A 13,227-nucleotide genomic window follows, 5' to 3' on the forward strand; every position below is an offset into this window, starting at 1 on the left:
CTAAGGGCGGCGGTGTTCAGCCGTGATGTCTGCTATGGGGTCGAAAGCGGCCGTCACTGCTTAGAGCAGCGCCCGACAACGGCTGGCTACGCGGCACTCACAAGGAACATGGCTGCCCCACCGCATGCATTCTCAGCCAAGATGTGCCCAACATGGTTCTCTGCATCAATCGTAGTTTTCGTGCACGGCACGCTCAATGTGTCGATATTCGGACGGTCTGAGGTTCTGGTAATTTTGCGCCATGGAGACGGTTGACGATACCAGCCGAAGATTACCAAGTGAGAGCAGGCCATCGCTTGGGAGTCGATCAGTGACGCCCTCAACTACCACGCCCTCTATTTCATCAATTCCGTTTGTGAAACAGTGGTGTAGACGCGCGTTGCCTTCGATCACAACTAGCGATCCGGCGTGCTGCTCGAAAACCGGCGGAGTGACGATGGAGCTCTTTCCTCCTTGAAGCTGTACCTGCACGGAGGCAAAGAAGCTGTACCCGTGTTCAGCCAGATCTGACATGAATGAACGCACCTGCAAGGCCTTGAATTCCTTGATGCGCCTCTGCATCACGAAGATCGCACGGGTCACCGGTATCCTTCGCGTTTCGATCGAGGCTCTCTGGTACGTTGGGACGCTGAGGAGGCGATCGATCAGCTTCTGCGCTGCGCAAGGGGCATATGCAAGCTGTAGCGGCGAAGGCACCGCCCCTTGAATGTGGCGCGACACCAATTCAGTAACGATGTCCACGACAACCGGATCGCTGTCGCTAGTGTACAGGCGCACCTTTTCGTCCTCATAAATCGAGCCAGCCTGTGAGCCGTCAGGTAGGTACGTGAGGATTGTGCTCGCGCGATTTGTTCCGAGATCAAACGCGAATCCAGTGAACGGGAACCCGTCGGTGGTCAGTGTCACCGTCCCGCCCAGCAATGTGAGCAACTTTCGTCGTCGCTCTTCCTGTTCGCGAACCTTTGCCTCTAACTGGTCTAGCGGCGATACCAGCGCAATGACGGCCACACCGCGTCGCGCAAGAAGCAGCAGGCTTGGAAATACATGGTCCAGCCAGTAAGTGTCGCGGCCGCTGGCCAAGAAGGTTCGCCTGCATGCGTGGGTCTGACGCACCAGGAGAAGCATTTTCTCATCGAAGCCTTGAAACTCTTGTGCCGTCGCATCCGCCCGCAGTGCCGTTAGGCGCTCCCTCCTGAAGAACTCTCTCGCGCCCTTCACGCCGCGTCCGTAGAGAAACAGCTTGCTCTTAGGGCCGATCCGATCAAAATCTGTGGAGCGTATGGACCCTGTGCTAATTTGAACGGGATAGACGTTCGGCTGGAGTTTCAGCTGGATTTCGGACGCACTATCGATGACAGCCGCGCTCAGGCGCCTGCCGAATTCAACAACGTCGCGAACTGGTTTGCTCCCCGTGTCGTCCTCGACGAGCCGGAACGCCAAAATGCGCGAGAGTACATCGCGTTCGCCAGAGGTTCTACTTTGCTGGTTCAGCACATACGCCGGAAGGTTTGATACCGCACCTCCATCGAGAAGGATGGAGGAGCCTGCGCGAATCGGCTGAAAAAAGAAAGGAATGGTGCAGGAATGCCTCACGGCAAGGGCCACACTCTCCTCACCAGCCGACTCGGATGACCACACTTTGGGTTGGCCGGTCGAGAAGTCTGTGGCAACGACGTAGAGAGGAATCGGTAGTTCCGAAAAAAGAACCGGTTTCTTGGTTGTGGAACTTCCCGGGCGCACAAGTTCGACCAGCCGCTGCTCCACCCAATCCCCCAATCGGTTCGAACCATGCAGGCCTCCGTAGGTGGCGACATCAGCAGCTTTTCGGAGCCTTCCCCATGTCACCGGGCGCAGAAGACGCGCCCAAAGCGGCAGCTTCTCCTCAAAGAACTTTTCTTTCTTGTTCGGCGTGTCGAGCAAGGGTAAGAAGTCTAGTGTCTGGAGGTGGTGCTTAAGATACGAAGGGGACGCACCGGCTGCGACTAACGCAGCGACGATGGAGCCGCCGGACGTTCCTGCGACACGGCCAAACGTTACGCCGGCTCTCCTCGCAGCGGTGTACGCGCCCGCATGCGCAGCTGCTCGAACGCCGCCACCTTCGAACACCCCCCAGCAATGGAAGAAGAACTCAGTCTTCGGTCTCCCGCCCATGTTGCCTTGCCGGATTTGAGCGAGCAACCGCTGCGCCTCTCCCTGAAATTCACGAGGGCAGTAGGTGCCGATGGCCCTCTGGACTTCTTGTGCGGTAACGCCGTCCTCACATACGTCCTGGACAAAGTCACACACGGTCTCGGAAGGCGCCAGCTGAAGCTTCGTCGCAAGAATCACGGCACGCGCTGCTTGTATCTTGGGCTGTGCAACCACATCAGCCATGAAGTCAAGGCGGCGCGACTTGAGAGCCATTCCGGCTCCCCTGTCCAGCAAAGCTGGCACACCATGACATTGCGCCGGGAAAAAAAGCAGAGCGTTGACGTCGTAGTCAGCCGTCGCGGGTAGCGCGTCGAACGTCGCCGCCTGACGTTCTCGTTGGAAAAGAAAAGTGTTTTGAAGATTCCAGGCTTCGAGAGGCCCACTGTCACTTTGGATTCCGACGCCCCCGAATGGATTCTCGCGAGCACCTCTAGGGAAAAACTCGGCGATAGGGCGCGTGCTATCTACGACGAAGTCGAGGTCGCGGGACGGAAGAGGCGTTCGGTGGAGGAACTCAAACAACCTGTCGCGCGCCCACCCTCCGAATACAACCATCTTCACCCGGTCCGAACAGACCTTCTTCAGGATTTCGGCCAGCTTGGGATCATTCGATACCAAGAGGTCGAATGCTTGCTGCATCTGGTGCGCAGCCGCATTGAGCGTGCTCGTGTCGAGAGGCTGAGAGCTTGGGTGTTCGCGGTCTGGCGGGAGGTCGACGGTTTCAATCATCTGGTGTTCGATCGGTTCCCTGTGCACGACAGCTCTGGGAGTGGAGGGTACCAGACGGGCTGCTGCCAGATCTTGGATCCAGGCGAGTTGCGGTCTCGGTCGTCGGCACGTGCGAGCAAGGTTGACTTCAACCTTCGAGCGATGGCCGCTTCCGGGCCAGGAGCGGCCGTGTGTGGTTATGGAGCGGGTACTCGGCCAAACTGCGGCTTGGAAGCCCGAGAGGGGAATCTGGCGGATGACTATTCTTCCGGATCGCGCTCTTTCGGAACGGATCAACTTGACCGCCTCGACCGTAAATTCCAGCTGCGAACAGCGCCTACCGAACCCGCCGACGGTGCGATCCCCAACCAAGTACGAACCCTAGCGGGCGTCCGTGAAGGCTTCCAGGCTCGGGGGGAGCTAACAAGTGTCGGAGGCGCGTGCTAGCTCAGCGCGGTTTTCAAAGAAGCTTCGCGGGTCGCCAGCGATGCACTTCAGGTGTGCATGCGAGGCGGAGTTGACGCGTCGGCGAGGGCTTGGTAGCCTGTCGCCGTTCGATTACTCCCCTCGCTTTCCGATTCGGGTCCGGAGAGACGTTGGCGCAAGCCGACGGCGCGGAAGTACTCGGGCAACGGCACCGACCCAACCGCCACCTAAGACTCCATCTGCGCTCGCGCGCACGCACGCTCCATGCGACCTCCGAGACCCACGGAGGGGATGACGGTCCGAGATGGCAAGTGAACCAGGAGCGAATCATCTTGACGACCAACTCGAAGAGCGCGCGGGACAACCGCGCAAACCAGCTCAATCCCCTCCATCCCGCCTACTACCTGTCGAGGGGCAAAAGCCCTGCGGAGGCCCAGCGCCGAGCGCGTGAGAGCACGTTCGCCGTGACTAGCCAGGTTCCGCAGGTAGTTCCGGACGTCAGCGCCCATTCCGCCCCGTCGGGGAAGACGCGCAAGCAGTCCACTTCCTGCAACCGGCCACCGGCGTTCTTCGGCTGACTCGACCGACACCCGCCGCGGGTAGCAGCCGAGGGGCTGGGTGTTCCTGGACGAAATCCATGACCAGCGAACGCCGACCACGGGGGCATCCGGCCTCGTGCGAGAACTCACGGCCAAGTGCGTCAGCTCCGCTGCGTCGAAATGCGCCCAACGCGGCGTCGTTGGACAGGCGTCCCGCAACGCACACAGCGCAACTGCAATCCAGGAGATCGCGCCATGAAGATCCTCAAAGTCATCCACGGCTACCCCATGCGCTACAACGCCGGCTCCGAGGTTTACAGCCAGACGCTTTGCCACGCGCTCGCCGAGCGCCACGACGTGCACGTGTTCACGCGTGAGGAGGACGCATTCGCGCCCGACTTTCGGCTGCGGCTCGAGCGCGACCCAGACGATGCCCGCGTCACCGTGCATATCGTGAACAACCCACGCCTGAAGGATCGGTACCGTGCCACAGGCATCGATCAGCGCTTCGCAGAGGTCCTCGACAGAGTTAATCCGGACGTCGTCCACGTCGGCCACCTCAATCACCTGTCGACGTCGATGCTGCGGGAAGCGGCGGTGCGCGAGATTCCTATCCTTTTCACCCTGCACGACTACTGGCTGATGTGCCCGCGTGGGCAATTCATGCAGATGTTTCCGGAGGATCCGAATGACCTCTGGGCTGTCTGCGATAGCCAAGCAGACCGCAAATGCGCCGAACGCTGTTACGCGCGCTACTTCAGCGGAGCGTCCGGCGAACTGGAGACGGATGTCACGTACTGGGCGGACTGGGTGGGCCGCCGAATGCGACACGTGCGCGAGGTGACCGAGTTTGTCGACCTGTTCATCGCGCCTTCCCGGTACCTCCACGACCGATTCCGAGATGAATTCAACATTCCAGAGAGCAAGCTCGTCCACCTCGACTACGGCTTTGCACGAGAACGAATGGCGGGTAGGAGTCGAGTGCCGGGGGAGCGGTTCACGTTCGGGTACATCGGCACGCATATCCCGGCGAAGGGAATCCACGATCTGATACAGGCTTTCGGCAAGACCAAAGGTGACGCGCGCCTGCGAATCTGGGGTCGGCCGCGCGGACAGGACACCGACGCGCTCAAGGAGATGGCCGCCTCGCTGCCTGCAGGCGTAGCGAGCCGCATCGAGTGGCTTCCCGAGTACAGGAACCAGGAGATCGTTCGGGACGTCTTCGATCGCTGTGACGCCATCGTCGTCCCGTCGGTTTGGGTGGAGAACTCGCCCCTCGTAATTCATGAAGCGCAGCAGGCGCGCGTTCCCGTGATCACGGCCGCCGCCGGCGGAATGGCGGAATATGTGCATCACGAAATCAACGGGCTGCTTTACGAGCACCGCTGCGTCGCGTCCATGGCGGACCAGATGCAGCGCTTGGCCGACTCGCCGGAACTCACCGTTCGCCTCGGCCAGCGGGGTTACTTGTACAGCACAACGGGCGAGATTCCGTCGATTCAAGACCATGTGATCGCTGTCGAGAGGCTCTATGCCGATGTCCTCAGCCGCCAAGCATCCGCTCGAGTTACGCGTTCGGCAGGCCCCTGGCGTATTACGTTCGACACCAATCCCGACACCTGCAACCTGCGCTGCGTCATGTGCGAGGAGCATTCACCGCACAGCATCCTTCAGATCCGGCGAAAGGAGGAGGGCCGGCCCCGTCGGCTGATGCCCTTCGAGATGATCGAACGCGTGGTCGCTGACGCGGCGCCGCACGGCCTGCGGGAGATCATTCCGTCCACCATGGGCGAGCCGCTGCTGTACGAACACTTCGACGACATTCTTGAGCTCTGCCGGCGCTACAAGGTCAAGCTGAATCTGACCACCAACGGCACGTTCCCGCGGCGCGGTGCAACTGCCTGGGCCGAGCGCATCGTCCCCGTAACCTCGGACGTGAAGATCTCCTGGAATGGGGCGACGAAGGCCACCCACGAGGCCATCATGCTGGGCGCCAGGTGGGAGAAGGTGGTCAAGAACGTCCGTGACTTCATTGCGGTGAGGGATGCGCATGCGGCAACCGGCGGCAACCGCTGCCGCGTCACCTTCCAGTTGACATTCCTGGAGTCCAACGTCGACGAACTGGCCGATATCGTGCGACTCGCCTTGCGCCTCGGCGTCGACCGAATAAAGGGCCACCACCTTTGGGCGCACTTCACAGAGATCCAGGATCAGTCGATGCGGCGAAGCCCTGAAGCCATCGAACGATGGAATCGCGCAGTGCTCGCTGCCCGGGAGGCCGCCCGCGAGCAAACGCTCCCGAATGGCAAATACGTCCTGCTGGAAAACATCTTCCTGCTCGATGCCGCCGCGAAGGAGGATCTGGCCCCTGGCGGTCCATGCCCGTTCCTCGGACAGGAGGCGTGGGTCAGTGCCGTGGGTCGATTCGACCCCTGCTGCGCGCCAGACGCTCAACGTCGCACACTGGGTGAATTCGGTAATCTCGACAGTGCGAGCTTCATGGAGATCTGGAACGGCGATTCCTACCGCGAGCTCACGTCGACGTATCGCAATCGCCGGCTCTGCGTTGGCTGCAACATGAGGAAGCCGGAAGGGAGCAAGACATGATTGCGCCCCGAAGAGGACCCAGTGCAGAGGCCGCCCATGCAGTCGTCCTCCCGTCGGGACTGTCACAGAGCGCGATCGAGGCCATGCGCGACCTGTTCGGCCGGTCGATGGCCGAAGTCGCCGCACAAGCCAAGATGCGCGAGGAAGACATTGAGCGCGTGACGTCCGCCTGGAGCATGAAGGCCAACTTCGTCGCTCGGATGCTCTCAATCGCTGCGCCACGAATCCGGTCGCTCCTGCTGGAGCAGGGCAAACCCTGGACGGACATCGGCGAGCACGTGGATGCCACATTGTTCGTAGCGTCGCACTTGCGAGCGGAACCCACCCATGCCCACCAGGACATCGCGTACAAGTGGAACCGGCCGGTTGATGCGCGATACGCGTACACGACCTGGTTGGCTCTGGACGCGTGCGGCCCCGGCTCCGGTGCCTTGACGTTTGGCAGGGCCTTCCCGCCCCTGCCGATCGTCGAGCGTCAGGACTTCCTCTGCCAAGAATTCGTCGATCACTCGACGACGCCGACGTGGCGGGACGCGCAATTCGTGGCAGCAGTGGAGCGAGCCGACATGGTCGTTTTCGACGCATGTGCGTGGCACGCATCAAGCGCCTTCCGGGAACCCGGCCGACGACTGGCGCTGTCAATTCGCTGGGCCTCCAAGAGCGGCTGGGAACGCGCCGTGTCTCTCCCGAATCCCACCATCCGGCCCGTTTCCTTCGGGATGGACACATCGGGTGCGTTGCTATGTGGCCTCGTCAGGGCTGCGTGCGGCCGGCTGGCAGTTGAATCCGCACGGGGCGGCACTTATGCAACCGTCACCGAGTTGTTCCAGCACCACCACCACGTCGTGGAGAGACTCAGTGCGCCAGCGAAGCGAAGCCTTGAGGACCTGAGACTCGCGCTCTCGCTTGAGGAGCGGCACGGGGGGCGTTGCGCCCCCGGCGTGTGGCGCGCGGTCCGAGATCACGCGGTTCCTGAACTCGTTCGGCTTGGCGTAGTGGAGGGCAGCCGTGAACTGGCATGACCTGAGCATCAGCCCGGACGGCACCCACCATCTGACGGTGGAGGGGGTACCAGCCTTCGCCGAGCGCTTCGACGCGGTGCTGAAGTTCCACCCGCCAGGGCTCGCCGCCGTTCAACGGGGGGATAAAGCCTGGCACGTCCGGAGCGACGGCTTGGCCGCGTACGAGCGGCGCTTCGTCCGCACCTTTGGCTACTATCAGCACCTTGCTGCGGTTGTGGCGTCAGATGGCTGGCACCACATCACGGTCGCCGGAAACGACGCCTACCTCGAGCGATACGCGTGGTGCGGCAACTTCCAGGAAGGCCGCTGCAGCGTGCGCGCTCACAATGGGGCGTATCACCACATCTGCACCGACGGCAGCGCCGCGTATGCGGAGCGATGGCGCTACGTCGGCGACTACCGTGACGGCATCGCCGTCGTGCAGGCGGCAGACGGGCGCTCGACACACATTGACCGTGACGGAAAGCTCATTCACGGGCGTTGGTTCGTCGACCTCGACGTGTTTCACAAGGGCTTCGCGAGAGCGCGGGACGAGGGCGGTTGGACTCACATCGACCTTCGTGGCCGACCGATCTACTCGCGTCGCTTCGCATCGCTCGAGCCTTTCTACAACGGCCACGCTCGTGTCGAGCGCGCCGACGGGGCGCTCGAGGTCATCGACGAGGCAGGAGAGGCCGTGATCGAACTGTGCCCCCCCCGACGGTCGGAGTTTGCCGCTCTCTCGGCAGACATGGTGGGCTACTGGAAGACGCAGACAATCGGCGCTGCGGTCGGGCTTGGTGTAATCGAGGAGCTTCCGGCGACTGAGGAAGAGGTCGCGAATCGACGCGATCTTCATCACGACGGGGCTCGCCGCCTGCTGCGGGCACTCGGCGAATTGGGTTTGGCGCTCAATAAGGCCGGCCAGTGGAGGCTCACGCCCCGCGGCAGCTTCCTGCGCTGCGATCATCCCCTCAGTCTCGCGGATGCGGCGCTCGAGTACGCCGGCCCTTTGTCCAGCGCCTGGACGCGGCTGCCCGATGCCCTGCGTCGGAACTCCGCCTGGACGGCTCCAGATGTCTTCGGGGAAGTCGCGCGCGACGAGGGCCGCCACATCGGCCACCACCGCATGCTGCGCAGCTATGCACGCCACGATTACGCCGAAGTATGTCGTGCCTTCGACTTACGTGGTGACGAGCGGGTGATCGACGCCGGTGGCGGGCTTGGTGCCCTCGGAAGGTTCCTCCTCGATGCCTACCCACGGGCTCAGGTGACAGTCCTCGAACGCCCCGAAGTGGTGGCGCTGGCCGAGGCAACTTACCCAAGGCTGCAGTGGCGCAGTGCGGATCTCTTCGAGGCTTGGGGCATCAATGCGGACGTCGTATTGCTTTCCCGGGTGCTCCACGACTGGGACGATGCGGCAGCGTGCCGGATCCTGGCTCGTGCCCGGGCCGCGTTGCCCCCCGGCGGGCGTGTCTACGTCATCGAAATGCTCATGTCCGAGGGCGGCGTCGCCGGTGCCCTGTGCGATCTCCATCTGTTGACCGTCACTGGAGGCCGGGAGCGATCGGAGGACGATTTCAGCCGCCTGCTGGCCGCGACTGGGTTCCGGCTTGACGGTGTGCGGACCGTCGCGGCTCTGCCGTCCGTGGTGGTGGGAGTGGCGTCATGAATGAAGTTCAATGGCGGATTCCTGACTCGCTGATCAATCATCTTGCATGCGTGCCAGCAGACCGCGCTGTCGTCGTCCTCCTCCGGCATTCCGTCCGTGACTACCTGGCGCCAGGAGACGCGGGCTACCACCTTCCGATCAACGAAGCGGGCCGCCGACTTGCCATGGAGCTTGGCGAGCGCCTGCGGGGCCGACTCCAAACGTTGCACGCAAGTCCGCTCGTCCGCTGCGTTCAGACCGGGGAGGCCCTTGCCGAAGGCGCATGCGCAGACCTGGCTGTGGTCCCCGATCGGCACCTTGGCGATCCGGGCATCTTTGTCATCGATGGCAGGCGAGCTTGGTCTCAGTGGCACGGACTCGGTCACGAAGGCGTGATGCGTCACCTCGTCAGCGAAACGGAGGCCCTACCTGGAATGGCCAGGCCTGACGAAGCCGCGCGCCTCCTGGTCCAGCACATGTTTGCCGTCGCGGCCGACCGGCCAGGCATTCATGTCTTCGTCACCCATGATTCGCTTGTCACGGCCACTGCGGCGCGCCTTCTCGGGCACCCACTGGAACGCGGAGACTGGCCCTTGTACCTTGAGGGCGCGTTCTTCTGGAAAGACGACAGCGGCGTCAACGCCGCCTATCGCGAGCGCCAGAGGCGGCGCAGCCTCCCCCTTTGCGGTCTCGACCACTGGGAGGTTGTCGAATTCGCCCGTCGAGAGATTGCGTCGACCGTCGGGCTGGATTCGGGTGCTCGGTTCTTCCTTGCAGGAGGCGCGTTCAAGACGCTGCTCACAGGGGCTGCGCCTCGAGACCTCGACTTCTGGGCCGCGTCCCAGCGCGATCGAGGGCTTCTCATCGACGCACTGCTAGCTCGAGGAGCTCGCCCATCGAGCTTTCGACCGTTCGCGGACGCCTTCGAGCTCGCCGGACGGCTGATCGAGGTGCCGCACAAAGTCGAGGCGACAACTCTGACCGAACGGATCGAGAGGTTTGATTTGGGGCTCTCGGCCATCGGGGTCGAGCATCATCCTGACGGCGAATGGTCTGCTTGCATCCATCCGCTGGCAATTGAGTCGCTGCGTAGGAGAGAGGTGCTGCTGTTGAAGCCCCTGGTGAATTGGAAGTATGCGCTCGTGACACTTGAGCGCATGCGTCGCTATGCGCGCGAATTGGGATTTTCTGTGCGGCCCGAGGAGGAAGCCGAAGTCTGGCGAGTGTTTGAGGCGCAGCCAAACGAGATGCGGGCCGGAATGGCGGAGCGCTTTGGGCGCTGCACCGCCGGAGGCTTCGGCGTCGCCGAGGAGGTTGCCTCTCGATTCCCGTGAGTGGCTACCATCTCCGCAGGAGTGCGCATCATGTTCAACGTCGACGCGGCTGAAGGCCGCACTGTTGCCCTGTACTGGGATTTCGAAAATATCCATGCAGGTCTTTGCGAAGAGAGGGAGCCGGGTTCATATCGCAATCCGGACGCCCGCTTTCGGCCCCAGGATCCGCTTGTGAACGTGCAAGCCGTGGTTGATCTCGCGGCGTCCTTCGGGCCTATCGCCATTAACCGCGCGTACTGCAACTGGCAGTTCTATGGCCGGTACCGGGACGCGTTGTTGCAGAACGCCGTCGAACTCGTTCAACTGTTCCCGCCTGGCGGTGCCGCAAAGAATGGCGCCGACATCAAGCTGTGCCTCGACGCGACGGAGGACATTGGCAGATTCGCCCACATTGGCACGGTCATCATCGTCGGCGGCGACAGCGACTTCATGCCCGTCTCGCAGAAGATCAAGGCGGCCGGACGAACACTAATCGGCGTCGGAACGCGGAAGGCGACGAACCGGCACTGGGCCAAGAGCTGCCATGAGTTTCGGTATTACGAGAATCTGGTGGAAGTCAGGGCAGAGGCGGCGCCACCGGCATTGCCGGCGGAACAGCCGGCGATCGATTCCGCGGTCGCGGACGTGCCTGTATTGGGAAATCCCGAGTTACCGGCCGCCGAGGGGGAGGCCGTCGAATCGTCGTCACCGACGCCTGAGGGGCATGTGGACCTGATCCGCCGCGCGCTCCGCCTGCTTTCGGAGAAGCACGGGGATCCCTGGATCAATAAGGCGACGATCTTGCCGATGGTCAAGCGTCTCGACCCGACGTTTGACGTCACCGATCACGGGTACACAAGCTTCTCCGGGATGCTGAAGGAACTGGACGAGCTTGTTGAGGTGCGCAAGGGCGAGTACGACCAGCAAGTCCGCCTGCGGTGACCCGCGTCTTATCTGACGCGAGGCTCACGGCGTAAGCCCGCCGGCAGCAGCTTGTGCCGCAGCTCGCCTGTACAAAAGACCAGAACCACGGGCTCAGGGGGTGAGCCTCGGGTTTATCACAGTACGTCTCCTGACGAAAGGAGACTACCATGCCCGCCCTTGCTTCCGCCGCCCGCCCGACCGTACTGTCCGTCACCCGTCATGCCACCGCGCGAATGCAGCAGCGTGGCATCCCCGCCTGGTTCCTGGAACTGCTTGTGCAACACGGTCGGGCGCGCCACGATGGTCACGGCGCGCTGGTCCTGAGCGTCTGCAAGGACACCCGGCGCAAGCTGCAGGGCGTGCTCTCGCGCAAGGAGTACGCTGACGCCGAACGCTACTTCAGGGTGTATGCGGTCCTCTCGATCGACGACGCCATCGTCACCACCGCACACCGTACGCACCGCCGCTTCCATTAACCGGTTTGCTGGTTAAGGAAGCGCGCTACGCGAGCTCGCGCATGCAGCGCCGTACGAAGTCTCCGAAGCTGAGAACCGGGAAATCCCGCGGTGGCTGCGGCGCACGCCGGCGGAAGGACAGGGTCGAAACGGAATCCCTGATCGCCGCGTTCTCTGTGCGCCGCATCGCGCTCGCTCTCCTCCAAATGAAGGAGACCCGTTTCCCAGCGGCCACAGACCGGCCCTGGCTTGTAAGAAGTTGTGGCGCTCGCCCCAATTCCGTGCAACCATTTACCCCGGAGGGATGGGCCATGAGCGAAGTACTCAGGCTGTATCGGTACAAAGCTCTGCTTGGCGGCCGCCGCGCGTTATCCACCGAAGATCTCATGGCGAAACTGGAGATCTCGCGCGCGACGCTTAAACGCGATATCGCGAAGTTGCGGGACCAGTTCCGTCTGCCGGTCGTCTTCGACCGCGACCGCGGCGGCTACTTCCTGGATGGCGGCCATACCGACAGCGAACTCCCCGGGCTGTGGTTCAGCGACCACGAAATCCTGGCGCTGGTCACGATCCAGCAACTTCTCACGCGCTTGGCGCCCGGCCTGCTTGGCCCAAAGCTTCGTCCATTACAGGACCGCCTGACGGACATCATGGCGAAGCATGGTCTGGAGGGCGCCCAAGTCGCCAAGCGAATCCGGCTTGTTCATGCGGGCAAGCGCAGTCTGAAGATCGAAGCCTTCGAAGCCGTTGCCGCGGCCACCATGGCGCGCAAGCGACTATTGGTCACGCACTTTAACCGCCAGACGGGCGAACGCGTGCGCCGCGAGATCTCGCCCCAGCGGCTGGTGCACTATCGGGACAACTGGTACGTGGACGCATGGTGTCACCTGCGCGAGGACCTCCGTGCCTTCGCAATCGATGCACTCACTGAGGCCGACGTGCTCAACACGCAGGCGAAGGAGGTGAGCGAGAAGACGCTGGACCAAACCTTTGGCGGGGGCTACGGCATTTTCAATGGTGCCCCGAAGCAAATAGCCGTCTTGAAGTTTACCCCTGAGCGGGCGCGGTGGGTGCGAAGGGAGCAGTGGCATCCGGAGCAGGAAGGCCGCGATGAACCCGATGGTAGCTATGTGCTGTCCATTCCCTATTCGGACGATCGGGAGTTGCTCGGGGACATCCTCCGGTTTGGCTCCGATGTTCAGGCGTTGTCTCCGCCCGAACTGCGAGCCAAGACACAGCTCGCCCTGCTGGCGGCGGCGGGTCGCTACGTCAACGCGGAAAAAGGAAGAGTTTGATGTTGTTCAACCTGGGTCTGGCCGTCGTCAGAGAAATCCCAGTCTCGGTGCTTTGCAGGGCTGGTCAACGGAGCGTAGCGTTCGGAAATAAGGCCGCTCTTGGCTTGTTCTCGGTCAT

General features: G+C 62.5%; 8 protein-coding genes. 7 read left to right on the top strand and 1 reads right to left on the bottom strand.

Features of this window, described 5'->3' with window-relative positions; translation table 11 throughout:
- Nucleotides 1–165 precede the first annotated feature (165 nt).
- Entirely contained in the window at nt 166–2,919 is a 2,754-nt protein-coding gene (locus tag JI746_RS22775) for a patatin-like phospholipase family protein (protein ID WP_201692581.1), read from the bottom strand.
- A 1,199-nt stretch (nt 2,920–4,118) separates the two neighbouring features.
- Here JI746_RS22775 and JI746_RS22780 point away from each other — a divergent pair.
- The 7 genes from JI746_RS22780 to JI746_RS22810 all read left to right on the top strand — a co-directional run bounded on the left by JI746_RS22780 (nt 4,119) and on the right by JI746_RS22810 (nt 13,109).
- Complete coding sequence (locus JI746_RS22780) at nt 4,119–6,470, top strand: glycosyltransferase (RefSeq protein ID WP_201692582.1); 2,352 nt, start codon at nt 4,119–4,121, stop codon at nt 6,468–6,470.
- Nucleotides 6,467–7,492 carry a phytanoyl-CoA dioxygenase family protein gene (locus JI746_RS22785; RefSeq protein WP_201692583.1) on the top strand — a complete coding sequence of 342 codons (1,026 nt, stop codon included), beginning with the start codon at nt 6,467–6,469 and terminating at the stop codon, nt 7,490–7,492. The genes JI746_RS22780 and JI746_RS22785 overlap by 4 nt, the downstream gene beginning before the upstream one ends.
- A complete protein-coding gene (locus tag JI746_RS28270) occupies nt 7,479–9,143 on the top strand; it encodes a methyltransferase (protein WP_201692584.1) in 1,665 nt (554 codons plus the stop codon). Before JI746_RS22785 ends, JI746_RS28270 begins: the two co-directional genes overlap by 14 nt.
- On the top strand, nt 9,140–10,456 hold the full coding sequence (locus tag JI746_RS22795; protein ID WP_201692585.1) for a histidine phosphatase family protein: 1,317 nt from the start codon (nt 9,140–9,142) through the stop codon (nt 10,454–10,456). Before JI746_RS28270 ends, JI746_RS22795 begins: the two co-directional genes overlap by 4 nt.
- Nucleotides 10,457–10,486: 30 nt before the next feature.
- Nucleotides 10,487–11,377, top strand: a complete 891-nt coding sequence (locus tag JI746_RS22800; protein ID WP_201692586.1) for an NYN domain-containing protein — start codon at nt 10,487–10,489, stop codon at nt 11,375–11,377.
- A 149-nt stretch (nt 11,378–11,526) separates the two neighbouring features.
- Entirely contained in the window at nt 11,527–11,835 is a 309-nt protein-coding gene (locus JI746_RS22805; RefSeq protein ID WP_201692587.1) for a hypothetical protein, read from the top strand.
- 290 nt (nt 11,836–12,125) lie between these two features.
- On the top strand, nt 12,126–13,109 hold the full coding sequence (locus JI746_RS22810; RefSeq protein WP_201692588.1) for a helix-turn-helix transcriptional regulator: 984 nt from the start codon (nt 12,126–12,128) through the stop codon (nt 13,107–13,109).
- The last annotated feature ends 118 nt before the right edge of the window (nt 13,110–13,227 follow it).

This window comes from Ramlibacter alkalitolerans, from assembly GCF_016722765.1.
In the GTDB taxonomy this organism is placed as follows: domain Bacteria; phylum Pseudomonadota; class Gammaproteobacteria; order Burkholderiales; family Burkholderiaceae_C; genus Ramlibacter; species Ramlibacter alkalitolerans.

Bases quoted from the DNA above. Each gene is read 5' to 3' on its own strand.
- JI746_RS22775 (WP_201692581.1), bottom strand. From the start codon at position 2,919: ATGATTGAAACCGTCGACCTCCCGCCAGACCGCGAACACCCAAGCTCT.
- JI746_RS22780 (WP_201692582.1), top strand. From the start codon at position 4,119: ATGAAGATCCTCAAAGTCATCCACGGCTACCCCATGCGCTACAACGCC.
- JI746_RS22785 (WP_201692583.1), top strand. From the start codon at position 6,467: ATGATTGCGCCCCGAAGAGGACCCAGTGCAGAGGCCGCCCATGCAGTC.
- JI746_RS22795 (WP_201692585.1), top strand. From the start codon at position 9,140: ATGAATGAAGTTCAATGGCGGATTCCTGACTCGCTGATCAATCATCTT.
- JI746_RS22800 (WP_201692586.1), top strand. From the start codon at position 10,487: ATGTTCAACGTCGACGCGGCTGAAGGCCGCACTGTTGCCCTGTACTGG.
- JI746_RS22805 (WP_201692587.1), top strand. From the start codon at position 11,527: ATGCCCGCCCTTGCTTCCGCCGCCCGCCCGACCGTACTGTCCGTCACC.
- JI746_RS22810 (WP_201692588.1), top strand. From the start codon at position 12,126: ATGAGCGAAGTACTCAGGCTGTATCGGTACAAAGCTCTGCTTGGCGGC.